Origin of the sequence: Pseudarthrobacter sp. NPDC092439, from assembly GCF_044754945.1 — a bacterium.
Lineage (GTDB): Bacteria > Actinomycetota > Actinomycetes > Actinomycetales > Micrococcaceae > Arthrobacter.
Window position 1 is genome coordinate 164,954 of the sequence record NZ_JBIVQB010000004.1, and the last position, 23,430, is coordinate 188,383.

Annotated in this window: 24 protein-coding genes; 8 read left to right on the plus strand and 16 right to left on the minus strand. The window is 67.5% G+C overall.

Features of this window, described 5'->3' with window-relative positions; genetic code table 11:
- Positions 1–49: 49 nt before the first annotated feature.
- On the minus strand, positions 50–2,422 hold the full coding sequence (locus ACIQCM_RS11255) for a phosphoketolase (RefSeq protein ID WP_400607738.1): 2,373 nt from the start codon (positions 2,420–2,422) through the stop codon (positions 50–52).
- Between the two features lie 118 nt (positions 2,423–2,540).
- On the opposite strand from ACIQCM_RS11255, the gene ACIQCM_RS11260 reads away from it, so the two are divergent.
- On the plus strand, positions 2,541–3,140 hold the full coding sequence (locus tag ACIQCM_RS11260) for a hypothetical protein (protein ID WP_400607741.1): 600 nt from the start codon (positions 2,541–2,543) through the stop codon (positions 3,138–3,140).
- A gap of 10 nt (positions 3,141–3,150) precedes the next feature.
- Here ACIQCM_RS11260 and ACIQCM_RS11265 read toward each other — a convergent pair whose 3' ends face one another.
- The 4 genes from ACIQCM_RS11265 to serS form a co-directional block, all read right to left on the minus strand.
- Complete coding sequence (locus ACIQCM_RS11265; protein ID WP_400607744.1) at positions 3,151–3,735, minus strand: histidine phosphatase family protein; 585 nt, start codon at positions 3,733–3,735, stop codon at positions 3,151–3,153.
- Positions 3,736–3,766: 31 nt separating this feature from the next.
- The gene (gene treS, locus ACIQCM_RS11270; RefSeq protein ID WP_400607895.1) at positions 3,767–6,016 is read right to left on the minus strand and encodes a maltose alpha-D-glucosyltransferase; all 2,250 of its coding nucleotides are present in this window, start codon (positions 6,014–6,016) and stop codon (positions 3,767–3,769) included.
- Positions 6,017–6,225: 209 nt separating this feature from the next.
- The gene (locus tag ACIQCM_RS11275) at positions 6,226–7,086 is read right to left on the minus strand and encodes an HAD family hydrolase (protein WP_400607746.1); all 861 of its coding nucleotides are present in this window, start codon (positions 7,084–7,086) and stop codon (positions 6,226–6,228) included.
- 179 nt (positions 7,087–7,265) lie between these two features.
- Positions 7,266–8,546: a serine--tRNA ligase gene (gene serS / locus ACIQCM_RS11280; protein WP_400607749.1), complete on the minus strand. Its 1,281-nt coding sequence runs from the start codon at positions 8,544–8,546 to the stop codon at positions 7,266–7,268.
- 91 nt (positions 8,547–8,637) lie between these two features.
- Between serS and ACIQCM_RS11285 the strand changes: the two genes are divergently transcribed.
- Positions 8,638–9,693, plus strand: a complete 1,056-nt coding sequence (locus ACIQCM_RS11285) for a diacylglycerol/lipid kinase family protein (protein WP_400607752.1) — start codon at positions 8,638–8,640, stop codon at positions 9,691–9,693.
- 10 nt (positions 9,694–9,703) lie between these two features.
- Here the strand turns inward: ACIQCM_RS11285 and ACIQCM_RS11290 are convergent, their stop codons facing one another.
- The 3 genes from ACIQCM_RS11290 to ACIQCM_RS11300 all read right to left on the minus strand — a co-directional run bounded on the left by ACIQCM_RS11290 (position 9,704) and on the right by ACIQCM_RS11300 (position 11,305).
- Positions 9,704–9,907, minus strand: a complete 204-nt coding sequence (locus ACIQCM_RS11290; protein WP_400607754.1) for a hypothetical protein — start codon at positions 9,905–9,907, stop codon at positions 9,704–9,706.
- A gap of 94 nt (positions 9,908–10,001) precedes the next feature.
- The gene (gene pheA / locus ACIQCM_RS11295; RefSeq protein WP_400607757.1) at positions 10,002–10,979 is read right to left on the minus strand and encodes a prephenate dehydratase; all 978 of its coding nucleotides are present in this window, start codon (positions 10,977–10,979) and stop codon (positions 10,002–10,004) included.
- Entirely contained in the window at positions 10,979–11,305 is a 327-nt protein-coding gene (locus tag ACIQCM_RS11300; protein WP_400607758.1) for a rhodanese-like domain-containing protein, read from the minus strand. The genes pheA and ACIQCM_RS11300 overlap by 1 nt, the downstream gene beginning before the upstream one ends.
- Positions 11,306–11,416: 111 nt before the next feature.
- Here ACIQCM_RS11300 and ACIQCM_RS11305 point away from each other — a divergent pair, with 111 nt between their 5' ends.
- On the plus strand, positions 11,417–12,820 hold the full coding sequence (locus ACIQCM_RS11305) for an amidase (RefSeq protein WP_400607760.1): 1,404 nt from the start codon (positions 11,417–11,419) through the stop codon (positions 12,818–12,820).
- Here the strand turns inward: ACIQCM_RS11305 and ACIQCM_RS11310 are convergent.
- The gene (locus ACIQCM_RS11310; RefSeq protein ID WP_400607763.1) at positions 12,817–13,185 is read right to left on the minus strand and encodes a DUF4190 domain-containing protein; all 369 of its coding nucleotides are present in this window, start codon (positions 13,183–13,185) and stop codon (positions 12,817–12,819) included. The genes ACIQCM_RS11305 and ACIQCM_RS11310 overlap by 4 nt on opposite strands.
- A gap of 49 nt (positions 13,186–13,234) precedes the next feature.
- A complete protein-coding gene (locus ACIQCM_RS11315; RefSeq protein ID WP_400607765.1) occupies positions 13,235–14,011 on the minus strand; it encodes a nuclease-related domain-containing protein in 777 nt (258 codons plus the stop codon).
- Between the two features lie 234 nt (positions 14,012–14,245).
- Here ACIQCM_RS11315 and pgm point away from each other — a divergent pair, with 234 nt between their 5' ends.
- Positions 14,246–15,928: a phosphoglucomutase (alpha-D-glucose-1,6-bisphosphate-dependent) gene (gene pgm, locus ACIQCM_RS11320; protein WP_400607767.1), complete on the plus strand. Its 1,683-nt coding sequence runs from the start codon at positions 14,246–14,248 to the stop codon at positions 15,926–15,928.
- On the opposite strand, the gene ACIQCM_RS11325 is transcribed toward pgm, so the two are convergent.
- Entirely contained in the window at positions 15,925–16,443 is a 519-nt protein-coding gene (locus ACIQCM_RS11325; protein WP_400607770.1) for a 2'-5' RNA ligase family protein, read from the minus strand. The genes pgm and ACIQCM_RS11325 overlap by 4 nt on opposite strands.
- A 279-nt stretch (positions 16,444–16,722) precedes the next feature.
- Here ACIQCM_RS11325 and ACIQCM_RS11330 point away from each other — a divergent pair, with 279 nt between their 5' ends.
- On the plus strand, positions 16,723–18,051 hold the full coding sequence (locus tag ACIQCM_RS11330; RefSeq protein WP_400607772.1) for a uracil-xanthine permease family protein: 1,329 nt from the start codon (positions 16,723–16,725) through the stop codon (positions 18,049–18,051).
- Here ACIQCM_RS11330 and ACIQCM_RS11335 read toward each other — a convergent pair.
- Together ACIQCM_RS11335 and ACIQCM_RS11340 are read right to left on the minus strand one after the other, a co-directional pair.
- Positions 18,014–18,652 carry a GAF domain-containing protein gene (locus ACIQCM_RS11335; protein ID WP_400607774.1) on the minus strand — a complete coding sequence of 213 codons (639 nt, stop codon included), beginning with the start codon at positions 18,650–18,652 and terminating at the stop codon, positions 18,014–18,016. The two genes, ACIQCM_RS11330 and ACIQCM_RS11335, sit on opposite strands and share 38 nt — an antisense overlap.
- Positions 18,653–18,769: 117 nt before the next feature.
- Complete coding sequence (locus ACIQCM_RS11340) at positions 18,770–19,162, minus strand: hypothetical protein (protein WP_400607777.1); 393 nt, start codon at positions 19,160–19,162, stop codon at positions 18,770–18,772.
- Positions 19,163–19,341: 179 nt separating this feature from the next.
- On the opposite strand from ACIQCM_RS11340, the gene ACIQCM_RS11345 reads away from it, so the two are divergent.
- From ACIQCM_RS11345 to ACIQCM_RS11355, 3 genes are read left to right on the plus strand one after another with little or no spacing between them, the layout of a single operon-like run.
- Positions 19,342–19,863 carry a DUF6328 family protein gene (locus ACIQCM_RS11345; protein WP_400607779.1) on the plus strand — a complete coding sequence of 174 codons (522 nt, stop codon included), beginning with the start codon at positions 19,342–19,344 and terminating at the stop codon, positions 19,861–19,863.
- A gap of 2 nt (positions 19,864–19,865) precedes the next feature.
- Positions 19,866–20,528 (plus strand): DUF6766 family protein, encoded by a 663-nt coding sequence (locus tag ACIQCM_RS11350; protein ID WP_400607781.1) that lies wholly within the window; start codon positions 19,866–19,868, stop codon positions 20,526–20,528.
- 2 nt (positions 20,529–20,530) lie between these two features.
- Complete coding sequence (locus tag ACIQCM_RS11355; RefSeq protein ID WP_400607783.1) at positions 20,531–20,881, plus strand: LuxR family transcriptional regulator; 351 nt, start codon at positions 20,531–20,533, stop codon at positions 20,879–20,881.
- A gap of 12 nt (positions 20,882–20,893) precedes the next feature.
- Here the strand turns inward: ACIQCM_RS11355 and ACIQCM_RS11360 are convergent, their stop codons facing one another.
- From ACIQCM_RS11360 to ACIQCM_RS11370, 3 genes are read right to left on the minus strand one after another with little or no spacing between them, the layout of a single operon-like run.
- Positions 20,894–22,018: a glycerate kinase gene (locus ACIQCM_RS11360; RefSeq protein ID WP_400607785.1), complete on the minus strand. Its 1,125-nt coding sequence runs from the start codon at positions 22,016–22,018 to the stop codon at positions 20,894–20,896.
- A gap of 27 nt (positions 22,019–22,045) precedes the next feature.
- Entirely contained in the window at positions 22,046–22,855 is an 810-nt protein-coding gene (locus ACIQCM_RS11365) for an SDR family oxidoreductase (RefSeq protein WP_400607787.1), read from the minus strand.
- Between the two features lie 44 nt (positions 22,856–22,899).
- Positions 22,900–23,328, minus strand: coding sequence for a hypothetical protein (locus ACIQCM_RS11370; RefSeq protein WP_400607790.1), 429 nt, complete (start codon positions 23,326–23,328; stop codon positions 22,900–22,902).
- Positions 23,329–23,430 lie beyond the last annotated feature (102 nt).

The window sequence follows — 23,430 nt, forward strand, 5'->3', positions numbered from 1 at the left end:
CCCTCAAGTTTTTCGTCCACTTACAAGGCTAGTAAGTGGACAAAAACTCCTAGAAGGGCAGGGACCAGTCGCGGATCTCGTCCGGGTCCTCACCGTGGGTGCGGGTGTGCTGGCGCGCCCGGTTCCGCCGGTCCTGGAGCTCCTGCCGCAGGAGGGCGCGCCTGGCAGCCAGGCCGGGCACCCTGTCAATGGCGTCAATGGCCAGCTGGAACCGGTCGATCCCGTTGAGCATGGCCATGTCGAACGGCGTGGTGGTGGTCCCTTCCTCCTTGTACCCGCGCACGTGCAGCCCGTCCTGGTTGGTGCGGCGGTAGGCCAGCCGGTGGATCAGCGCCGCGTAACCGTGATAAGCGAAGATGATCGGCTTGTCCGTGGTGAAAATCCCGTCGAAGTCGCGGGCGCTCAGCCCGTGCGGATGCTCGCTGGAGTCCTGCAGCCGCATCAGGTCCACCACGTTCACCACGCGCACCTTCAGCTCCGGTGCGCCCTCCCGCAGCAGCGCAGCCGCGGCCACGGTCTCCACTGTGGGCACGTCGCCCGCGCAGGCAAGGACGACGTCGGGCTCCTCCCCTGCGACTTCGGAGCCGGCAAACGTCCAGATCCCCAGCCCCCGGCGGCAGTGCTGCGCGGCTTCGGCAGGCCCCAGCCACGTAGGCGAGGGCTGCTTGCCGCTGACCACGATGTTCACGTAGTCCGTGGACGCAAGGCAGTGCTCCATCACGCACAGCAGCGTGTTCGCGTCCGGCGGCAGGTACACCCGGATGACTTCGGCCTTCTTGTTCACGGCGTGGTCGATGAACCCGGGGTCCTGGTGCGAGAACCCGTTGTGGTCCTGCTGCCAAACGTGCGAGGACAGCAGGTAGTTCAGCGACGGCACCGGCATCCGCCAGGGCAGCTGCCGGTGCACCTTCAGCCACTTGGCGTGCTGGTTGAACATTGAATCCACGATGTGGATGAACGCCTCGTAGCAGTTGAAGACGCCGTGCCGCCCCGTCAGCAGGTACCCCTCCAGCCACCCCTGGCACAGATGCTCACTAAGCACCTCCATGACCCGGCCGGACCGCGCGAGGTGCTCGTCGCCGTCGTCAATCCTGTACTGCCACACCTTGTCGGTGGCCTCATAAACGTCCTGGAGCCGGTTGGACGCGGTCTCATCCGGCCCGAACAGCCTGAAATTCGCCATGTTCCGCGCAATGACGTCCCGCATCCACCCGCCCAACGTAATCATGGGGCTGACGCGCTCGGTCCCGGGCCGCGAAACCGCGACGGCGTGGTCCCGGTATGCGGGCAGCTTCAGCGCCTGCCGCAGGACTCCGCCATTAGCGTGCGGGGTGGCGCTCATCCGCAGGTCGCCCCCGGGGGCGGCAAGGGCGACGTCGGCGCGGAGCCGGCCGCCGCCGTCGAACAGTTCCCCGGGCCGGTAGGACCGCAGCCATTCCTCCAGCTGCCGCAGGTGCCCGTCATCCGTCCGTACTCCGGGCAGCGGTACCTGGTGGCTGCGCCAGGTGCCCTCCACCTGAACGCCGTCCACCATGCGCGGACCTGTCCAGCCCTTCGGCGAACGCAGCACGATCATGGGCCAGCGCCGCGCGCCCTCGCCGTCTGCGGAACCCTTCCGGTGGGCGTCCTGGATGGCACGGATGTCTGCCATGCAGTGATCCAGCACGCCGGCGAAGTCGCGGTGCGCCTTCTCCGTGGCGTCCGGGTCTTCCACGTCCACGAAGTACGGCTCGTGCCCGTACCCGCGCAGCAGCTGCTCCAGCTGGGTCCGGGGCATGCGCGCCAGGACGGTGGGGTTGGCGATTTTGTACCCGTTCAGGTGCAGGATGGGCAGCACGGCCCCGTCCGCCACCGGGTCCAGGAAGGTGTGCGAGTGCCAGCTGGCCGCCAGCGGGCCGGTCTCCGCCTCGCCGTCACCGATCACGACGGCGGCCACCAGGCCGGGATTGTCCAGCACCGCCCCGTACGCGTGGGCCAGCGAATAGCCCAGTTCGCCGCCCTCGCTGATGGATCCGGGCGTCTCCGGGGCGGCGTGGCTGGGAATTCCACCGGGATAGGAGAACTGCCGGAACAGCTCCGCCAGACCTTCCTCGTCCTGGCCGACGTGCCCGTAGATCTCCGAGTAGGTGCCCTCCAACCAGGCGTTGGCGACGACGGCGGGACCCCCATGGCCCGGACCTGCCACGAAGAGCATCGCGGCTGAGTCGCGGCGGATGATGCGGTTAAGGTGGGCGTAAACGAAGTTCAGGCCGGGGGTGGTGCCCCAGTGGCCCAGCAGGCGGGACTTGGTGTGCTCCGGCTGGAGCGGTTCACGAAGCAGGGGGTTGGCGCGGAGGTAGATCTGCCCCACCGAAAGGTAGTTGGCCGCTCGCCACCAGCGGTCCACGAGTTCCAGTTCGTCCTGCCCCATGCTGCCGGCCATAACCATCCTCACGTTGCGTCCGCCGCTGTCGGCGGCACTCCCCCATCGCACCAGATGCCAAGGTCAGGGGCAACCCTGCTTGCCTTCCTTTGCCTGCCTGCAGGTAGTCTTTGGTGCAATGTTCACCTTGACCATCAACCAGACGGACAGCAGGCGCGACGGCGACCTCGTCCCCCAGCTGTTGAAGGACCTGCGGCACATTCCGGCGCGCCTGGACTTCGACCGCTCCGTCGAGGATGAGGTCCAGGGAATTGTGGACTGCCCGCACCAGGCGGTGGACGCAGCACTGATCGCCCTGCGCTGTGGGTCCTGGTACGTGGGAATCGGCGTCGGCCCGGTAAATGAGCCGCTGCCCAACCTGATCCGGGACGCCACGGGACACGGCCTGGTGTATGCCCGCCGTGCCGTGGACCGGCTGCGCAGCACCCGGGAACGGATTCCGGTGGCCGTTGAAGGCCCGCTGGCGGACATCTCCCACGAGGCCGAGGCCGTGCTTCGCCTGCTGGGCCACATCGTCCACGACCGGTCCACGGCCGAATGGCGGGTCCTGGACCTGCTGACTCCGGGGGTCCGCGGGCAGCAAAAGGCCGTGGCGCAGGAGTTGGGCATCACCACACAGGCCGTCAGCAAGGCCCTGGCCCGGGCGCAGTGGCATGAGGAGCACGCGGCACGGCCCGCGGCGGCACGGTTGCTGGGACTGATCCTGGAAGTCCGCTAAAGCAGCCTGGCTAGCTTCCGGTGGTTGCCAGCACCGGTTCGCCGTTGAAGTATTCCAGCCGCCAGCCCTCGATTTTGTGGTGGTGCGCCAGGTTGAGCACCGCGTTGTCCACGCTGGCCAGCGTTCGGCCGGTAGCCCGGCTGAGGCTCACGCGGAGCAGCGTTCCGTGCGTAACCACCAGGAGGCGCCTGCCGCGGAACTCCTCCGCCAGCTCCTCCAGCGCACCCAGGCCGCGCGCCGCGGCGTCGTCCTCGCTTTCGGCGCCCCGGAACCCGCCGGGCACTCGGAGCGCCTCCAGCTCGGGACCTGCCTGCATGCCCTCGGCCGGACCGAAGCTGCGCTCCGTCAGCTCCGGAACGCGCCGCGCCACGGTGAGCCCCAGGCCTTCCGCGATCAGGTCCGCCGTCTCTGCCGCGCGGCTCAGCGGCGACGAGACGACGGCGTCCCAGCGGTACGGCGCAAGGGTGGCGACGGCGTCGCGCGCCTGCCCGCGCCCGACGTCGTTCAGGGGAATGTCCGTCGATCCCTGCAGCCGCCGTTCGGCGTTCCAGTCGGTCTGGCCGTGGCGGATGAGGGCGAAGGTGGTGTGGGTCATGGCTAACATTCTGCCCTGCGCGGGCCGTGGACTACGAAGCGGAGTCCGCCTCCGTTTCCTCTTCGGGCGCGGCGTCCTTCAGTACCAGGGCCGTGCCGCCGTAGGCGGGAAGTTCCAGGAAGAAGCTGTGCAGGTCATCCACCTGGCCCACCTGTTCCCCGGTGAAGAGGTCATGGACCGTGGATCCCGGCACCAGGTGCGCGGACTGGATGCTGCCGGAGATGTCCTGTCCGGAGAAGTTCAGCACCGTGGCCTGGAGCGTGCCGTCCTGGAGCTGGTTGACCAGAACCAGGAGGGCGCGGTTGGACACGTCCGGCACGTCCAGCAGCGTGCTCGTGGCCACTCCGGACTGCTCCCGCACGGCCAGGATCTTCTGCAGGCGCCGGGCAAAGGAGTCCGGGTTGCCGAGCTGTTCGGGCACCGGACCGTACAGGCTGCGCGCGCGGGGCATGCCGGCGGAGGACGCCTCGGCCTCGGGGCTGGTGCCCATGAGGTCGTGGGCACCACGGTTGATCCACCGGGTGTCGCCCTGGGCGGTGAGCTCGCGGACCTTTTCCCGGTCCAGCGCCGTGATGCCGGTGAGGTCCCAGCCGGACAGCGCGAAAACACCGGGCTGGAGCGCGTTATACATGGACAGCAGGATGTGGATGTCCATAACCTGGGTTTCCTGCTCCGGGCTCAGGGCGTCCGGGTCTTCGATGCCCAGGGCTGCCATGATGAAGCTGACAGTGGTGCAGGCAATCCCGTTGGTGGTGAACAGCGCGTTGTATGGCGTGGCTTCCCCGGTGAGGCGCTCCCGCAGGGTCTGCTGGACGTGCTCGGCCACCTCGGCGCCGGTGAGTTCCTCGCCGTGTAGTTCGAACACGTCATCCTTGTGCCCGGCGGCGAAGTGCACCAGTTCGTAGGTGAGCTCGTCGTGGTTCTGCAGGGCATGCACCAGCGAGGCCTGGTCCACGCCGATTTCCATGGACAGTTTCAGTGTGAGGCGGAGGAACTCAGTGTCCGCGGTGACCAGGGCGAAGTGGTACGCGGGCCGGGTGATGAAGTCGTACGAGAGGTCCGGGCCGCTCTCGGAGGTGGCCTTGATGTCGTCAATGGTCAGGTTCAGTTCCTGGAAGGAGAACCCGCCCACCTTGCGGATCATGGACCCGATCAGCTGGTTTGCCGCCTCGGACAGCGGGTGGCCCTCGGACCAGCCCGGCTCCTCCTCGGCGCTCTTCTCCACGCCCAGGAACCCGTTGGCGTCCAGTCGCAGCGCACCGGTTCCCAGGTCCAGCAGGGAATGCAGTGCGTCACCGACCACCAGGCGCATGCCGGCGAACGTGGGGTCCAGCCAGTTTATGGAGGGCTGCCCTGCCTTGAAGTAGTGCAGGTAGACCCAGCGCCGGGTCTTTCCGTCCGTGCCCACGATGGGCCGGGTGGCGCTCCAGTTGGTTTCCTTGACCCCGGGCTCGTAGAAGATCACCCGCTGCAGCCGGCCGATGATGTAGCCCGCCTTCTGCAGGGCTTTCTCCGCCTCGGGGCTGATGTTCACCGAGTCCTGGCCCTCGGGCACGTCCGGCAGCAGGTTCCAGTCCTCCTGCGGGATGTCGATCATGTGGTAGATCCCCGGGTAGTCCCGGAAGTTCATCTCGGCAAGCCGGAAGTCTGCGCCCTTGCCCGTGTGGCCGGGCACAATATCGTCAATCACTGTGCCCTCGTGGTCCGCCGCCACCTCGCACATGCGCCGGAACTCGTCCTCGGTGCCGAACACGGGATCGATTGCCATGCTGATCCGGTCGAAGTGCCCGTCCACGCTGGGGGTCTGCGCCCAGCCCTGGATGCCGCCGGCCAGCTTGACCGGTCCGGTGTGCAGGCCGCGGATGCCGATCTCGCGGAACGCCTCCCACAGCTCCGGGTCCCCCAGCGCCGCCAGGAAGGACTGCCCGGGGCGGGTGATGAAGGACAGCGGGTAGGCGGTGAACCAGACGGGCGCGCGCTCGACGGCGGCCCTCGGATTGGGGTGCGCGTAGGAGTTCTGCCACATGCTGGCCTGGCCGGAGAGCTGCCGGGCCATCACGTTCGCGTCGCCCAGCATGGCCTGGTTCCGCAGCCATTCCACGTAGGCGGCGTTGCGGCCGTCGAATTCCAGCGAAGGCCGGTCGGCAAAGAATTGGCGGCGGCGCGCCACCGGCCGCAGTGCCTTGGGGCGGGCCGGATAGAACTGCTCGTCGTACGTGATATCCCCGGCCTCGGCCGCTGCCGGCTCCAGTCCGCCGGGCTCAACGGCAATGCTTTCGATCGAAAGGTCTTCTTCGGAACTTGATTGCCGCACAGACGTCTCCTTCGCAGGGTGTTCCGCCTTCCGGCGCAACCTCCCGGGTGTGTTGTTCAAGTGGTCCCGTACCCCGGCATCGCCGAAGTACTCGCACCGATCTTTCCCAACGTATGGGGATTGCCTGCATCTATCAAGCGTCCGCGCCCCGGGGCGCCGGCTGCCGTACCCCGACGCTAGACGAGGCTGCGCAGCACGTGGGCGGCGCCGTCGTCGTACACGGAGTGGGTGACCTCGTCAGCGGCGGCGAGCACTTCCTCCGGCGCCTGGCCCATGGCCACGCCCCGGCCTGCCCAGCCGAGCATCTCGATGTCGTTGCGGCCGTCGCCGACGGCCACCGTCAGGTGCTGCTCCACACCGAGGCGCACACGGAGCTCCTCGAGGGCGCTGGCCTTGGTGACCCCGGCGGCGGCGATGTCCAGCCACGCGGTCCAGCCCACGGAGTAGGTGACGCCGGCCAGGCCGATCTGCCGGATGGCCTCGTTGAACTCCTCCGGCGTGTTTTCGGTGCTGAAGACCACCACGCGCACGGCGGTGGCCTCAAGCATCGTGTGGAAGTCCACGCCGACGGCCTCCACGCCGAAGCTCGCGTCCTGGAATCGCTCGGTGGAGAGGAAGTTGCCGTCCTCATCCTCCAGCGCGTATTTGGCCGAGGGCAGCCGCTCGCGGAGGGCGCGCAGGGCGGGTGCGGGATCGAAAGTGGCTTTGTGAATGACCTCGTAGCCGCCGTCCAGCTCAGGGTGCAGCCGGAGGGTCACACCGCCGTTGCAGCAGACGGCATAGCCGCGGTCGATCCCGATTTTCTCGATGATGGGCAGGGTGGCGTTCAGGGACCGGCCCGTGGCCACCAGCACCTCATGCCCGGCAGCCACTACCGCCTGCGCTGCTTCCCGGACGCCCTGGGACATGTGGCCGTCGTGGTCCACCAGGGTACCGTCCACGTCCAGGGCCACCATAAGCCTGCTGCCGTTAAGGTTGTTCGTGTTCGAGCGCCGGTCTTCGTTGCCGGCGACTGAAGCTTCAGTCACTGTTGTCATTCAACCAGTAGAGCAGACGCCCCTGACAGCCGCTAGGACGCGGAACACACCGGGGCTGAACAGCCGGTAAATACGCAGGGGTTATCCCCGGTGTGAGTGTTAACCTTTCCCGCCGTCTTCATCGAAGCGTGTTCGCGGATCCGGGCCTTTGAGGCTTGGATCCGCGAACACGGCCGGGACTAGAGGACGGGCAGGACTTCGAGGCCGCCCAGGTACTTCTGCAGCGCCTTCGGCACGTTGACGGAGCCGTCGGCGTTCTGGTGGTGCTCCAGCAGCGCCACAATCCAGCGGGTGGTGGCAAGGGTGCCGTTCAGCGTGGCCACGGCGCGGGTGCCCTTGGCTACGCCCTCGGAATTCACCGCACGCTCACGGATGTTCAGGCGGCGGGCCTGGAACGTGGTGCAGTTCGAGGTGGAGGTCAGCTCGCGGTAGGCGTTCTGGGTGGGGACCCAAGCCTCGCAGTCGTACTTTCGGGCCGCGGACATGCCGAGGTCTCCCGCAGCGGTGTCGATGACCCGGTAGGGCAACTCGCACTTGGCCAGCATCTCCTCTTCCCAGGCCAGCAACCGCAGGTGCTCGGCGGCGGCTTCCTCGACCGTGGTGTAGATGAACATCTCCACCTTGTTGAACTGGTGCACGCGGATGATGCCGCGGGTGTCCTTGCCGTGGGAGCCGGCCTCGCGGCGGTAGCAGGAGCTTTGTCCGGCGTACCGGATGGGACCGGCGGACAGGTCCAGGATCTCGTCCGCATGGTATCCGGCAAGCGCCACTTCGGAGGTACCCACCAGGTAAAGGTCGTCCTCGGCGAGACGGTAGATCTCGGCGTCGTGCTTGACGTCGAAGCCGGTGCCCTGCATGGTCTCCGGACGCACCAGGGTGGGGGTGATCATGGGGACGAACCCGTTCTCGATGGCCTGGTCCATGGCCATCTGCAGCAGCGCCATCTCCAGCCGCGCACCCACGCCGCGGAGGAAGTAGAAGCGGGCACCGGATACCTTGGCGCCGCGTTCCATGTCGATCGCGCCGATCAGCTCGCCGATTTCCAGGTGGTCCCTCGGCTCGAAGTCGGAGAATTCGCGCGGCGTGCCAACGGTCTTGGTGACCACGTAGTCGTCCTCGCCACCGGCCGGAACGCCGTCCTCCACCAGGTTGGGTACGGTCCGCAGGAGCTCCTCCTGCTTGGCCTGCGCGGCGTCGGCCTCTGCGGAGGCGGCCTTGACCGAGTTAGCCAGTTCCTTGACCTCGGCCAACAGCGCCTGCTTTTCCTCGCCCTTGGCCTGGGCCACCTTCTTGCCGAAGGCGTTCTGCCCGGCACGCAGGTTTTCGAACCGGATCAGCGCTGCCCTGCGGGCGGAATCGGCGGCGATGATCGCGTCCACCACTGATTCGTCGGCGCCGCGGGCGCGCTGGCTTGCACGGAATTTGTCCGGGTTTTCGCTGAGGTCTTTTACGTCGATCACCCCCTAAGGGTATCCAATTGAACGCACGACGGCTGGAGGGGCCTTTGCGCCCGGAACGCGGCGCCTTCCGCCGGGCTACTGTTGAAGCACCATGAGTGACTGGATCCTTTACCTGCTGATCGGGATGGCGCTTGCCTTCGCCATCTCAAGCTGGTGGGGCGTGCGGCGGCTTCGGGCTCTGCATATCCGGAGCACGGTGGGCGGGGATGCCATAGAACCCGGGCTCAGCAAGCAGCGGGTTGCCGTGATCCTTAATCCCGCGAAGCCGCGCGCCGCCGAGGCCCGGGCAACCATCCAGCGCGCCTGCCTCGCGGCGGGCTGGGAAGACCCGCAGTTTTTCGAAACCACCGTCGAAGACCCGGGCTTCAGCCAGGTGCAGGCGGCGCTGGCAGGAAAGCCCGACGTCGTCCTGGTGGGTGGCGGAGACGGCACGGTCCGCGTGGTGGCTGAGTCCGTGGTCCGTACCGGAGTGGCCATGGGACTGATTCCGCTGGGCACGGGCAACCTGCTGGCCCGGAACCTGGAGCTGGACGTGGGCGACCTGCACTCCAGCGTGAACACGGCACTCTTCGGGAGGCAGCGGTACATCGACACCGCCCGCATGGGGATCGAGAATTCCCGGACCGGCCACCAGTCCGAACACGTGTTCCTGGTCATGTCCGGCATCGGCATGGACGCTGAGGTTCTGGCGGATACAAGTGATGGCCTGAAAAGGGCTGTGGGGTGGCTGGCCTACACGGAGGCCGGCGTCCGGCATCTTCCCGGCCGCCGGAAGAAGGTCAGCATCTCCCTGGACGGCAGTCCTGCGCAGGTCAGGAATATCCGCAGTGTCCTGTTCGCAAACTGCGGCCTTGTACCGGGCGGCATCGATTTCATCCCGCAGGCCATGATCGACGATGGAATGCTGGACGTGGTGGTCATGAGTCCGCGAAGCGCCTTCGGCTGGCTGTTGATGTACGTCAAGGTCATGTCCAAGCACCGCGGAAAACTGCCGATCATGACCGTTTACCGGTCCCGGAAGATCATCATCGAGTGCCCTGAGCCAATGCCCACCCAGCTGGATGGGGACACGGCCGGGGAGGCAACCCGCGTCACGGTACAGGTGGAGCCCAGGTCACTGCTGGTCAGGGTCAAGGGACGGGACTAAGACTCCCCGGTCAGGCGCTGGCTGCCTTATGGTCATGCCCCGCGGCCTTGGCCGCTGCGCGGGCTTCGGACTGCTCGCGGATCATGGCTTGTTCCTCTTCGAAACGCAGGCGGTCCGCCCGGTCAGCTTCGTCGCCGTCCCAGTCCTGGTTGTCCCCGGCCGGCTTGGGGTTGACGATCATTCCCTGACCGTCATTTGTGTTGCTGGTTGTCATGACCCGCTCCCTTCGTTAGGGGCCATCCCCCGTATGGATCAAGTAAGCATACGCATTGTCCACAGCCCGGGGAAGTACTTCGAAGGGCATTTATCTACGCTGTGGGCGAAGTGCGCACAGCGCTCCCACCTGCGGCGTTGTCCGGATCGAGGATGGCTGCCACCCAGGAACGGGCAGCATTGAACGCCCCGTCCGACATATGCGGCTCAACGGCAGTTTTCTCCATATCCGCGCGGGCATATGAGCCGAGGAAGCGCGTGGCCGGGCTGATCCGGTGAAGCCCGGCGAGCGCATCTGCCACCCGGGCGTCGCGGACGTGGCCGTCGGCGTCGATGCTGAAGAAGTAATGCCCCAGGAACTGTCCCGTGGGCCGGGATTCGATCCTGCTCAGGTTCACGCCACGGCTGGCGAACTGATCCAGGATTTCCATGAGGGCACCCGGGCGGTCTTCCGGAAGGGGGACCACGACGGTGGTCTTGTCCGCGCCGGTCCGTTCCGGCAGCAGTCCAGGGCGGCTCACCAGGATGAACCGGGTAACGGCGCCGGAGTTATCGCCAATGTTCTCGGCCAGGGCCGAGAGTCCCGGCTGATTCTGCGCCACCAGCGGCGAGCAGATGGCAGCGTCGTAGTGGCAGTCGTCCTCGAGGAGGCCCATTGCCGCGGCGGCTGTGGAGGAGCCGGGCACATATTCGGCTGCAGGAATGTTCGCGTCCACCCACAACCGGCACTGCGCCCAGGCGTGCCCGTGGGTGGAGACCCGGCGCACGTTGCCCAGGCTGACGCCCTCCCTCGCCACGAGGACAAAGCTGACAGGCACCAGCACTTCGCGGACGATACGCAGTTCCGTGCCGCTGGCGATGGCATCCAGCGTCGCCGTGACGCCGCCCTCCACCGAGTTCTCGATGGGTACCATCGCAGCGTCCGCAAGGCCTTCGCGGACCTGGTCCAGGGCGGCATTAACGTTCGACGCCGGCACCCGGTTCGCCTGCAGCGCCGCCGGAACCTGCAGGAGTGCCGCCTCGGTGAACGTACCCTCGGGTCCCAGGAAAGCGTAGGTGGCTGGGCCGGGCATCAGAGGATGATCGGTTTCAGGCCGTTGTCCGAGACCAGCGGCCGGCCGGCTTCAAGCCACTGGTCCATGCCGCCGGCCACGTTGATGGCGGTGTACCCCTGGCCGGTGAGCCACTGCGCTGCGCGGAAGGACCGTCCGCCCGTGCGGCAGATGACATAGAGGTCCTGGTCCGGATCCAGCTCCCCGAGCCGGGCGGGAAGCTGGTCCATGGGGATGTGCAGGGCACCCTCTGCGTGGCCTGCCACCCATTCGTAGTCCTCGCGCACGTCCAGCAGGACGGCACCATCAGGGAGGTCGTTGACGGGGACGGTATCGAAGTCGCTCATGGGAATCCTGTCTCGCAGCCGATGGGAGCTGCTTTAAGCGTAGTCCCAACCGGGCCGTGGGGACCGGCCGGCGTCAGGCTAGGCTTTCGGGAGACCCGAAGGAGGACCCCCTTGGCCGAGCTTCACGACCTTTCCGCGGTGCGCCTCCGGGACGCGCTGCGGCACGGTGAGGTGTCGGCATTGGAGGCGGTGGACCACTTCCTGTCCCGGATTGAACAGCGCAACCCCCTGCTGGGCGCCTTCATAACGGTGACGGCGGAACAGGCACGCAAGGACGCGCGGGCCGCCGATACCCTTCGCCGCACAGGGTCCGGCAGCCTTCCTGCGCTGCTCGGCATGCCCCTGGCGTTCAAGGACCTGACGGATGTGGCCGGCGTGGTTACCACGCACGGGAGCGCGGCCCTGGACCAGAAACCGGCGGCCGCGGACGGCGCCCTTGTGGCCCTCCTCAAGGGTGCCGGAGCCATTTCGCTGGGCAAGACGCAGGTGCCTGAGTTCGGGCTGACAGCCTACAGCGAAAACCGCATCGCGCCGCCGTCGCGCAACCCGCACGCGCCCAGCCGCAGTTCCGGCGGGTCCTCGGGGGGAAGCGCTGCCGCGGTGGCCTCTGGCCTTGTGCCGTTTGCGCCGGGGTCCGACGGCGGCGGTTCGGTCCGCATTCCCGCGGCAGCGTGCGGCCTGGTGGGGTTAAAGCCTGGACGCGGGCTGGTTCCCGCAGGCGAAAACCAGGGTGACCCCGCGCGGCTGGTGACCTCCGGCCCACTGGCCCGGACCGCGGCCGACGCAGCCCTCATGATGGACGCGCTGGTCCCGGGGGCAACTTATCTGGACAGCCTGGGCCGCGGCCCGGTGCGCCTGCGGATCGGGTCCACGCTGGACAGCCCCTGGGCCGGTTCATTTCCTTTCACGCCGGACCAGGAAGCCCTGGATGCGCTGCAGGCGGGCCGGGAGCTGCTGGAACATGCCGGGCACGTGGTGGACGAGTCGGTGGTCCGCTATGACAACCGCTACCCGGAGGCGTTTACGAACGCCTGGACGGCCGGGGTGGGCAGTGCCCGGATCAGCCCCCACCGCGAACCCCTGCTGGCACCCCTGACCCGCACTTTCCGGCGGCGGGCACAGCAGCGCAGCCCTGCGAAACTGCAGGAGTCGCTGGCGCTCCTGCGGCAGTTCCAGCACGACACGGTGACCCAGTACGCCCAGTGGGACCTGATGCTCACCCCTGCACTGGCCCAGACCCCCCGTCCGGTGGGCTGGTTTACCGGCACCGCACACGGCGGCGAGCGCTGGCCCTCCGCACAGTGGCCGGGAGATGCCGACGAGGACTATCGGAAGCAGTGTGAATACGCGCCCTGGTCCTCGATGGTGAACGTGGCAGGCCTGCCGGCCATCACAATTCCCGTCCACTGGACCGGGGGCGCGGCCGGACAGGGACTCCCCATGGGCATCCAGCTGGTGGGCCCCACGGGGTCCGAAGGGCTCCTGCTTCAGGTAGCGCACCAGTTGGGCTTCTAGGCCGAGTAGTAGGTTTCTGCCCGGAAGACGGCCAGTCCGATGAGGAGCAGCAGCCACAGGGCACCATATCCCAGGAGGAAGAGGTAGCCCATGATCAGGCCCGCGATGGACAGTCCACGCCCGCCAGGCTCGCGCCTCAGGCCAAGGTGTCCGGTAATGATGGCGGCCACCTGGGGCACCAGGAGCCAGCCCATGATGACCGAGGCAATGCCGCAGACCAGGCTTGCAATGCTCAGGGGCTTCGGTTGATCCGCCATGGCGTAGTAATGCTGCTCGCCATAAGCCCCGGGATAACGCTGGTACGCGGGCGGCTGCTGGTACGCGGGCGGCTGCTGGCCGGGCCATGGCGGCGGCTGGTTGGACAAGGTCTTTCCCCCTCAAATGGTGGCTACAGCCTACCGGCGGCGTGACCGGCTAAAGGCCCCAAGGCGGCAGGAAGAATACCGCGAAAACCACAAGGGCGGCCAGCAGGGCGGCTTTGGCTGCAGCCGCTGCCCCGAAGCGCGGTCCGGCGGTGCGGCCGGGGTGGGCCACAGCGGGCCGTCCCAACCGGGAGGGATCCCATTCCGTTTGGGGAATATAACCGCCGCCGGTGCCAGGCGCACGTGGCGCCTTACTCCTCCCGGAGGCCCCCGGCAGCCGGGGGAATCCCGTGATTCCCGGCTGCTGGTCACCGTTCAGCACCCGGCCAAGCGACTTACATATGCCCGCAACAGCGTCCTGGTCCAGAACCCGGGGCAACAATCCGACGGCACGCACCACCTGAGCCGGTCCCGCCACTGCCACATCCGTCGCCGTAATTCCGAAGAGGTCGTGCTGTGCGGTCATGCAGATCAGCGGCCGCACCAGCCTGCGGTACTGCGGCGCCACCACCGAGGTGAGGGCAGCGCACTGGGCGAGGGCCCCTTCCACCGCCTGCGGCCGCGCGTAACGGTCCTGCCAGAGGGCCCCGGCCACCACGCGCACCTCGCCGGCCCAGTCCTTGGTGTCCACCACCACGATCCCGCCCGGCCCCACCAGGACGTGGTCCAGGCTCGCCTGCGGCCGTCCGGGCCAATTGGTCCCGTGAAACTGTTGCCAACCACGGGGAACGAGCTCGGCCAACGCTTCATCGAGGGTGCCCGCGGCGCCGGGGCCGCGGGCGGCCGCGCCACCGGTCCCGCCGGCTGCTCCCGCGCCTGTTGCCCCCATGGCCGCCCCTGCCCCCTGCCGGAGACCCCGGTGGCGGCAGGGCGCCGTCGTCCGTTGTTCTCCGGGTCTTTCGCTGGATTTCTTCGAACTTAACAAAGCCCGCAGCCCGCGCAACATAAGTACTTTGCGGCCCCGGTACTCAGGTGCACTACTTGCATGACATTCCGCCGTCACAGGAGGCCGGATGCTGGACTGTCCGTTTTGGCGCGGGCGCGTCTCTGGCATGCTGGTCCCATGGCTAGCCGCGCGGGTACAGTTGCCCTCCCCCAGGACCTTGTTGACATCACTGCGCTCCTTGACGCGTACTACGACATCACCCCGGATCTTTCAGACCCGGGCCAGCGGGTGGCGTTCGGAACGTCGGGCCACCGCGGTTCCAGCCTCAAGGCGTCGTTCAACGAACGGCACATCGTGGCCATCACCCAGGCCATCGTTGAGTACCGCGCCGGCCAAGGCATCACCGGTCCCCTGTTCCTGGCCAAGGACACCCATGCGCTGAGCGAACCCGCGCAGAACTCGGCACTGGAGGTGCTCGCAGCCAACGGTGTCCACGTCCTCATCGACGCGCGGCACGGCTACACCCCCACTCCGGCGCTCAGCCACGCCATCCTTACCTACAACCGGAAGGCCGGGGCAGGCGCTCCGCAGGCAGACGGCATCGTAGTCACCCCAAGCCACAATCCGCCCGCCGACGGCGGCTTCAAGTACAACCCCCCGCATGGCGGCCCCGCGGACTCCGACGCCACCGGCTGGATCGCCAACCGGGCCAACGAGCTGCTCGAGAGTGACCTCCGCGGCGTCAGGCGCATTCCCGTGGCGGAAGCGCTGGCCGCGGACAGCACCGGCAAGTTCGACTTCCTCAGCAGTTACGTGGACGACCTCCCGTCCGTGCTGGACCTGGACGCCATCCGGGACGCTGGGGTACGGATCGGTGCGGACCCCATGGGCGGCGCGTCCGTAGATTACTGGGGCGAAATCGGCGAGCGCCACCACCTGAACCTGACCGTAGTGAACCCCACCGTTGATCCGCAGTGGGCGTTCATGACACTGGACTGGGACGAGAAGATCCGCATGGACTGCTCCTCCCCGTCCGCCATGGCGTCGCTGATCAAGCGGATGTCCGACGGCGGCACGGCCACCGCGGGCGGTTCGGCCTTCGACATCGCCACCGGAAACGACGCCGACGCCGACCGGCATGGCATCGTGACGCCGGTGGTTGACGGGGTGGGCGGGCTGATGAACCCGAACCACTACCTCGCCGTGGCCATCGACTACCTCTACCGCAACCGCCGTGGCTGGAACCCCGACTCGGTGGTGGGCAAGACCCTGGTCTCCTCCTCGATCATCGACCGCGTGGCCCATAGCCTGGGCCGGAAGCTGGTGGAGGTTCCGGTGGGCTTCAAGTGGTTCGTGCCCGGCCTCCTGTCCGGCGAGGGCGCGTTCGGCGGCGAGGAATCGGCAGGCGCCTCCTTCAATAAGAAGGACGGCAGCGTCTGGACGACGGACAAGGACGGCATCCTGCTGGCGCTGCTGGCCTCCGAGATCACGGCCGTCACCGGCAAGACACCGTCGCAGCTGTACAAGGGGCTGACGGACCAGTTCGGCGCACCTGTCTATGCCCGGATCGACGCCGCCGCCACGCGGGAGCAGAAGTCGGCACTCGGCAGGCTCTCGCCGTCGGACGTCACCGCGACGGAACTGGCGGGCGAGGCGATCACCGCGAAGCTCACCGAGGCCCCCGGCAACGGTGCGCCGATCGGCGGGCTGAAGGTGGTGACGGAAAACGCCTGGTTCGCTGCGCGCCCGTCCGGCACCGAGGACGTCTACAAGATCTATGCCGAGTCCTTCAAGGGCGAGGAGCACCTCAAGCAGGTGCAGGCCGAGGCCAAGGCGCTGGTGGACAGCGTCATCGCCTAACGCCAAAGGCGCAGGATGCGCCGGATGGTGCGGTCACCGCCGGGGGCCATGTCCACCAGGGCAATGCGGCCAAGCACGACGGCGTCTCCCGGGCGGAGGCGCTTTGTGTCCGGCGTCGTGCCGCGGTGGGAGACGTGCGGCCGGTAGCCGGAAAGCGTGTGGTACGGCGTGAGGATCCGGCCGCCTTGGCCGGATACGGCGCGGACCAGCTCCTCATGCAAGGTCTGGAGTTGCGGCTGGGCTTCGACGAGGCTGACGGAGACCGAGCCGTCACGGCCGAAGCCCGCGTCCTCCCCTATCCGTAGCATGGTTCCGAGGGCTGCACGGGCAGGCGCATCGGCAGCCGCCGCCACCGCTGCGGCGGGGTCGCCGCCCGTGGAGGCATCGGCGTCGAACCTCACCAGCGTGATGTGCAGCGGCCAGTCCGTCCGGAGGAAGACCTGTTCCTCCGCGACTTCTTCCACAAACGCCACAAAAATGAGGTTCCGCAGGGGTTTCGTGTTCCGCGCAGGCATAGCCCCAGTCTCCCATCCCCCCAGGACGCTCTCTCACTTAATGCGCCTTAAAACCGGACGCTCTCTCACTGTGAACTGTTGTCCCTGCGTCGAGTGAGAGAGCGTCGGGGGGAAACCCGCATTAAGTGAGAGAGCGTCGGGGGGAACTTGCCCGGTTCGTAAATGGCACGGGCCTGGTCCCCGGCCGTGTCCTCCGTCCCGTCCGGGCTTCACTGTATTCTGGTCCAGATCCCCCTCCGCCCCGCGGCACCCCTCTGCAAGCCCCGAAAGGCCACCCCCATGAGCATGCTCGGAATCAAATGGAAGCTGCACGGCACCGGCAAGTCCATTAAGCCCGGCCACGTGGTGGCCCCGGACGAGCGGCTCGCCTGGCCCCTGACCATCGGCGTGGGCATGCAGCACGTGGTGGCCATGTTTGGTGCCACCTTCCTGGTGCCGATCATCACGGGCATGCCGCCGGCCACCACGCTGTTCTTCTCCGGCATCGGCACCCTGCTGTTCCTGCTGATCACCAAGGGCCGGGTCCCCAGCTACCTGGGTTCGAGCTTCGCCTTCATCGCCCCCATCATGGCCTCGCAGCAGCAGTTCGGCGTAGCGGGCGCGCTGGGCGGCGTAGTCCTGGCCGGCGCCGCGCTGGCCCTCGTGGGCGCCATTGTGCAGAAGTTCGGCGCCGAATGGATCAACCGCCTGATGCCGCCCATCGTCACCGGCGCCATAGTGGCCCTCATCGGCCTGAACCTGGCCCCGGCTGCCAAGCAAAACTTCGACGCGGCCCCGATCACCGCAGTCATCACGCTGGCCACCATCATCCTGGTCAGTGTCCTGTTCCGGGGCATTGTCGGCCGGCTCAGCATCTTGGTGGGCGTGGTGGTGGGCTACCTCGTGGCCATGCTCCGCGGCGAGGTCAGCTACGACAAGATGGACGCCGCCGCCTGGATCGGCCTGCCCCAGTTCCAGACGCCCGAATTCCACTTCGGCGTCCTGGGCCTGTTCGTGCCCGTCGTCCTGGTGCTGGTGGCGGAGAACATAGGCCACGTGAAGTCCGTTGCCGCGATGACGGGCCAGAACCTGGACGGCGTCTCCGGCCGCGCCCTCATGGCCGACGGCGCTGCCACCGTCCTGGCCGGCTTCGGCGGCGGCTCCGGCACCACCACGTACGCGGAAAACATCGGCGTCATGGCGGCCACGAAGGTCTATTCGACGGCGGCCTACTGGGTAGCAGGCATTTTTGCCATCATCCTGAGCTTCTCCCCCAAGTTCGGCGAACTCATTGCCACCGTTCCCCCGGGCGTCCTGGGCGGCGCGGCCACCATGCTGTACGGCATGATCGGCATCCTGGGTGTGAAGATCTGGGTCCAGAACAAGGTGAATTTCGCCAACCCGGTCAACCTCACCACCGCGGCCGTGGCCCTGATCATCGGCATTGCGGACTACACCTGGACCATCGGCGAACTGACCTTCACGGGCATCGCACTTGGTTCAGCCGCGGCGCTGGTCATCTACCACGGCATGAAAGCCATCGCGAAGGCCCGCGGCACCGTGGCCGAGCCCGAGACCGACCCGGTCCCCGTCACCGGCGGCCCGAAGCGCGCTCCGAAGAACCGCTGAGCGAGGCCCGGTCCAGTCCCAGGTCCACAAGCACCAAAGAGCCATGGACGACGGCGGCACCCGCCGCCGCTTCGGCACGCTCGGCAATGCGGACCACCACCCGCAGCGCCCGGGCCACATGGCGCACATAGCCGGCAGCGCTCATCAGGTCGTCGCTGGTGAACGCGTGAGGTGACGGCGCGTACAGGTTGATGGCGGCACTGGCGGACTTCTCGGATACCAGGGGCACCGACAGCAGCGACTGCACCCCATGGGCGGAGGCGGCGCTGGCGTACCCCGGCCAGCGCCGGTCCCGGCCCAGGTCCGAGACCAACACGAACGCGTTGTTGCGCAGCGCCTCCATGACCGGCCCGTCGGCGAAGGAGCATTGCTCACGGTCCGCCTGGCGCGCCTGGTCCGTGCTGGCGGCAATAGTGCTGGAAGTGCCCAGCCGGAAGAGGGTGGCCGCCCAGCCGATGCCGCGGCGGTCCCCGTTGATGTCCCGCATGAAGTCGCAGGTTTCTTCCTGGAGGTAGTCCTCAACATCCTTGCTGTCGAAGACCGGCTCCGCGGGTACTGGAAGCGGTCCCCAGCCAACCTGCCCCGTAGGTTCAGCGGCCATGTTCCAGCCTTGGTGGTAGCGCCCAGGCCCACTGCAAAACCCTGTACTAAGGATACGTCCGGCGGCCGCCTTTCGGGGAGGTTTGATTTTGGCCCCGGTCTCGCCCGGTCGCGGTGATTAACCGGCGTCGAAGCTCTCGCCGTCGTCGTCCTTGGGCGTTTCCTCCTGCGGAAGGTCACTGCCGCTGCCGTCCGGAAGCCCGGCCGCTTCCTCCCCCGACTCCGAGGAGACCGGCGCCGAGCCCTTTGAATCGTCGTTGGATTCGTCTATTTCCGCAGCGCTCGAAGGAAGGTCCGCCCCGCCGGAAGAACCTGTATCCGCCCTGCTGTCCGCGTCCCCGCCCAGCGGCGCGGCCGGGTCCCTGGGCACGGGCTGCACGCCGGGTTCCACCTGGGGCGCATTGGTGTCCACTGCCCCCGATTCCTGGCTGCCGCCCAGTTCCTGCTCCGCCGTGGGCGTGCCGTAGCCGCCGGCAGCCTCCGGGTCAACGTTCTGGTTTTCCTGCGTCATGGTTCCTCCTGGTGTGCGTTTGCGGATGGAGTTCCTGGGCCGGTCCGCGGAACTCCGCGGCCCGCCAGCAGTAATCAGTAAACTTACCAAACCTGGACACAGGCGCAATGCCGGCTTGTTTCTGGGTAAGTGGGGAGTAGAACTGAACTAGCGGAGCACCGCATGGAGAGGAGAAACGGATGCCAGAGGTGGAAAATCATCGGGACGCGACAGGCAGGAACGAGACCCGCGAAGAACGCATGGACCGCAACTGGGGCGAGCTTCTCCAGGAACTGCGCGTGCTGCAGACCGGCGTCCAGATCCTCGCGGGCTTCCTGCTGACCCTGCCCTTCCAGGAGCGCTTCAGGACGCTGGACGACTACCAGGTGACGCTCTACCTGGCCAACGTCGTGGTCGCATCGCTGACCACGGCCTTCATTCTGCTGCCCGTCAGCGTCCATCGGCGGCTCTTCCGGAAACGGCTCAAGGAGACCCTGGTGAACAGCGCGGACGCCATCGCCAAGATCGCCCTGGCCGGCGTTGGCCTGCTGAGCGTGGGCACCGCCTCACTGGTCTTTGATGTCACCGCTGGCCGGGAAGCCGGACTCACCGCAGGTGGCGTACTCCTGGCGCTGCTGCTGGTGCTGCTGGTGTACATTCCTCTGCACTTGAACAGGAACGCTGAGGAGAATTCCGCGCCGACCGCCAAAACCGAGGAGTGAGCATGGGCAAATGGGCCAAAGAACACGGGCTCCTCATCGCAAACACAGTCCTGTTCCTGGTGTTCTTCGGAGGGATGATCCTCTCCGGGGCGGCATCATACAGCGAGGAGCAGCAGGCGCACGGTGAAGCCGCCGTCTCCGTCCTTCAGTTCCTGGGCACCGGTGAATTCATGGAGGCCACCTTTGAGAACTGGGAATCAGAGTTCCTTCAGATGGCCATGTACGTGGTGCTGACTGTCTTCCTGTTCCAAAAGGGTTCCTCAGAGTCCAAGCCGATGGGCAAGGACGCGCCCCAGGACGAAGACCCGCGGCAGGCCGCGATCAAGAAGACCACCCCGTGGCCGGTGAAGCGCGGCGGCGCAGTGCTGAAGCTTTACGAGCACTCACTGTCCATCCTGCTTTTCGTGCTGTTCCTGGCGTCCTTCAGCTTCCACGCAGTCGGCGGCGCCGAGGCCTACAGCCAGGACCAGCAAAGCCACGGCGAACCGGCCGTGACCGTCCTGCAGTACATCGGCACCAGCCGGTTCTGGTTCGAATCGTTCCAGAACTGGCAAAGCGAATTCCTGGCGGTGGCCGTCCTGGTGGGCGCTTCCGTCTATCTCCGTGAAAAGGGATCGCCGGAATCCAAGCCGGTGGCCGAACCGCACTACGAAACAGGAGCCTGACCATGCGCAACATCCTCCGTCCCGTCCTGCTGGCACTGGTCCTTGCCGCAGTTCCCGCCCTGGCCGCAGGAACTGCGCACGCTTCTCCGGGGTCCGCTGCCGTTTCGGTGGCAGCCGACGCCGGCCGGGCCGGCACGGCCGGAACCCTGGTACCGCTGGCCGGTTACACGCCCACTCCTTCCCCGGGCGACACGGCATCCACCGGCCCGGCAAACCCGGGGACAGGAGAGTCTGCGCAGAAGGAGGACAGCAGGCTGGACTTCGCCCCATGGGTCATCGGAGCAATTGCCCTGGCCACCCTGGTCGTGGTGCTGGTCTGGTGGCGCCGCCGCGGCAAAACCACCATCGTTTAGGGCCGGTAGGCGCTAGGCGCCCTCGAGCACCTGTGCGGTGGCACGCACCAGGTGCCGGGCGGCGTTGGCGACCGCATCCTCGGGACCTTCGGCAACATCCAGCAGCTGGGCGGCCGCCACTATGCCGTGTTGAGCCAGATCCTCCGCACTGACGAGGATCCGGCCGGCAACCACCACCGCGGGAATGCCCCGCTCCCGGGCCGCATGGGCGAGAGCAATCGGGGCCTTGCCGGTCAGCGACTGCGAATCCATGGAGCCTTCGCCGGTGATCACAAGGTCCGCTTCGGCGAGTTGGCGGGCGAGCCCGGTCAGACCGGCCACCAGCGCAAAGCCGCCTTCCAGCACGGCGTCGGTAAATGCAAGGAACGACGCCGGGAAGCCACCGGCGGCGCCTGCCCCCGGGACGTTGACGTCCCGGCCCGTGGCTTCCCGGAGGACCGACGCCCAGTTGCGGAGCCCGGCGTCGAGCATTTCCACAGCGTCCGGGTCCGCCCCCTTTTGGGGCCCAAAAACGTGGGCGGCGCCGGAGGTGCCGTAGAGCGGGTTGCGGACATCGACGGCGATGCGGAACCGCGTGGCGGCCAGACGCGGATCCAGTTCGGAGACGTCCAGGGCGGCCACGTCAGCAAGCGACCCGCCGCCCAGCGGCACGATGTTGCCAGCGGCGTCGAGGGGCTTCAGGCCGAGGGCGCGGAGGGCGCCGCTGCCGCCGTCGGTCATGGCGGACCCGCCCAGGCCGAGGACGATTTCCGTGGCACCGGCCTCCAGGGCAGCGGCAATGAGCTGGCCGCAGCCGTAGCTGTGCGCGCGCAGTGCGTTCTGCGGTGTGGGTTCCATTTCCGCCAGGCCCGAGGCCTGCGCTGTCTCGATGACCGCGCTGACGGCGCCTTCCGGGGTCCGGCGGATTGCCCAGGCCGCACCCGTGGGCGCCAGGATGGGGCCGACTACGGCGTGCAGCCGTTCCTCGTACCCCGCGGCCACGGCCGCTTCCAGGGTTCCTTCCCCGCCGTCCGCGATGGGGAACTGGGTGGTCACTGCGTCGGGATAGACGCGGAGGGCACCTTCGGCGATGGCCGCGGCAGCCTCAGCCGCTGTGAGGGAACCCTTGAATTTGTCCGGGGCGATCAAAATGCGCATGCGCACCATCATGCCAGTCCGGCAGGATCAGCCGTCCCGCCACTCGTGGCTGCTGATGTGCGATCCGGCCTGCGGTCCCATCTGCAGCATGCCGCCGTCCACCGGCCAGGATGCCCCCGTAACGTAACTGGCGGCGGGCGAGGCGAGGAAAGCAATCACCGCTGCCACCTCCCGGGCATCCCCCGGCCGGCCGAGCGGCACACCCGGGCGGTCCTTCGCCGTCGGGTCCTCATCCTCCTGCCCTGTCATGGGGGTGGCGATTTCGCCGGGCGCCACGTTGTTTGCGGTGATCCCGTATTTTGCCAGTTCGAGGGCGATGGTCTTCATGAGCCCGGCCAGGCCGTGTTTTGAGGCATCGTACGCGGCGGCCCCGACGCGCGGCTGGAACTCGTGGACGCTTGTGACGGCGATGAGCCTGCCGCCCCGGCCGGCTTTGACCATCCGGCGCGCTGCGGCCTGCAGGCAAACGAACGCGCCGCCGAGGTTGGTGTCCACTGTCTGCTGCCAGGTTTCCACGTCCAGGTCCAGGAACTGCGTTCCGTCCCCGGTTCCGGCGTTGTTGACAAAGACGTCCACACCGCCGAGCTCGTCCGCCAGCGCGTCGATGACACCGGCTGCCGCCCGGAGGTCGGTGGTGTCCAGTCGGCGCACCGCCGCTTTCCGCCCGAGCGAACGGACTTCGGCGGCAGTGTCCTCGGCGCCGGCCTGGTCCGAGTGCCAGGTCACGCCCACGTCCAGCCCGGCGGCGGCGAGGGCCACGGCGGTGGCTTTGCCGATGCCGGAGTCGGACCCGGTGACGATGGCAGTGGCAGGGGAGAATTCCGTGGTTGACTGCATGGTTGCCTTTCCTTGGAGGGCGGTGCCGCTGGCGCCGGGGCTGTTCAGGCGGGGCGGCGGAGTTGTGGGCCGGCTTCTTCTGCCGGTGCGGACATCAGCGGGACGGCAAACGTGACTGCGGGGCGGCCTCCGGCGTCGTCTGCCGCCTTGACCGTCAGGCTCCTGACACCGGCCGGCAGGGACGGGCTGAACACCTGGAGGTTACGCGAACCCAGCGTGACCGACTTCCGCAGGGTGTACTCCGTGCCGAAGTGGTCCTGCAGGGTGATCCGGGCCTCCGGCGCCACGTCCGAGGCCAGCTGCACGTTCACCACCAGCCCTGAGGACCACACCTCGACCGAGAGGACCGTGAAGGCCGTCGTCTCCGTGACGTGGCTGCCGTAGGTGGGCGGGAGAAGTATCGCCAGGAGGGCGCCGGCGGGGACGAAGTCGCGCGCTGTTGCCCGGACGGCTCCTGATCTGTCCTGCACCATAGCTTCATCCCTTCCCCAGAGGCTGGATAATAAGTTTACTTGCCATAGGGTTTCGACGCTTGGGTTGACGGCAAATTTGCGGGAAAACTGCGGGGCCGCAGC

What these genes read in the sequence shown, in the direction of transcription:
- ACIQCM_RS11255 (WP_400607738.1), bottom strand. Translation starts at nt 2,422, where the DNA reads ATGGCCGGCAGCATGGGGCAGGACGAACTGGAACTCGTGGACCGCTGG.
- ACIQCM_RS11260 (WP_400607741.1), top strand. Translation starts at nt 2,541, where the DNA reads ATGTTCACCTTGACCATCAACCAGACGGACAGCAGGCGCGACGGCGAC.
- ACIQCM_RS11265 (WP_400607744.1), bottom strand. Translation starts at nt 3,735, where the DNA reads ATGACCCACACCACCTTCGCCCTCATCCGCCACGGCCAGACCGACTGG.
- ACIQCM_RS11275 (WP_400607746.1), bottom strand. Translation starts at nt 7,086, where the DNA reads ATGACAACAGTGACTGAAGCTTCAGTCGCCGGCAACGAAGACCGGCGC.
- ACIQCM_RS11285 (WP_400607752.1), top strand. Translation starts at nt 8,638, where the DNA reads ATGAGTGACTGGATCCTTTACCTGCTGATCGGGATGGCGCTTGCCTTC.
- ACIQCM_RS11290 (WP_400607754.1), bottom strand. Translation starts at nt 9,907, where the DNA reads ATGACAACCAGCAACACAAATGACGGTCAGGGAATGATCGTCAACCCC.
- pheA (WP_400607757.1), bottom strand. Translation starts at nt 10,979, where the DNA reads ATGCCCGGCCCAGCCACCTACGCTTTCCTGGGACCCGAGGGTACGTTC.
- ACIQCM_RS11300 (WP_400607758.1), bottom strand. Translation starts at nt 11,305, where the DNA reads ATGAGCGACTTCGATACCGTCCCCGTCAACGACCTCCCTGATGGTGCC.
- ACIQCM_RS11315 (WP_400607765.1), bottom strand. Translation starts at nt 14,011, where the DNA reads ATGGGGGCAACAGGCGCGGGAGCAGCCGGCGGGACCGGTGGCGCGGCC.
- pgm (WP_400607767.1), top strand. Translation starts at nt 14,246, where the DNA reads ATGGCTAGCCGCGCGGGTACAGTTGCCCTCCCCCAGGACCTTGTTGAC.
- ACIQCM_RS11325 (WP_400607770.1), bottom strand. Translation starts at nt 16,443, where the DNA reads ATGCCTGCGCGGAACACGAAACCCCTGCGGAACCTCATTTTTGTGGCG.
- ACIQCM_RS11330 (WP_400607772.1), top strand. Translation starts at nt 16,723, where the DNA reads ATGAGCATGCTCGGAATCAAATGGAAGCTGCACGGCACCGGCAAGTCC.
- ACIQCM_RS11335 (WP_400607774.1), bottom strand. Translation starts at nt 18,652, where the DNA reads ATGGCCGCTGAACCTACGGGGCAGGTTGGCTGGGGACCGCTTCCAGTA.
- ACIQCM_RS11340 (WP_400607777.1), bottom strand. Translation starts at nt 19,162, where the DNA reads ATGACGCAGGAAAACCAGAACGTTGACCCGGAGGCTGCCGGCGGCTAC.
- ACIQCM_RS11345 (WP_400607779.1), top strand. Translation starts at nt 19,342, where the DNA reads ATGCCAGAGGTGGAAAATCATCGGGACGCGACAGGCAGGAACGAGACC.
- ACIQCM_RS11350 (WP_400607781.1), top strand. Translation starts at nt 19,866, where the DNA reads ATGGGCAAATGGGCCAAAGAACACGGGCTCCTCATCGCAAACACAGTC.
- ACIQCM_RS11355 (WP_400607783.1), top strand. Translation starts at nt 20,531, where the DNA reads ATGCGCAACATCCTCCGTCCCGTCCTGCTGGCACTGGTCCTTGCCGCA.
- ACIQCM_RS11360 (WP_400607785.1), bottom strand. Translation starts at nt 22,018, where the DNA reads ATGCGCATTTTGATCGCCCCGGACAAATTCAAGGGTTCCCTCACAGCG.
- ACIQCM_RS11365 (WP_400607787.1), bottom strand. Translation starts at nt 22,855, where the DNA reads ATGCAGTCAACCACGGAATTCTCCCCTGCCACTGCCATCGTCACCGGG.
- ACIQCM_RS11370 (WP_400607790.1), bottom strand. Translation starts at nt 23,328, where the DNA reads ATGGTGCAGGACAGATCAGGAGCCGTCCGGGCAACAGCGCGCGACTTC.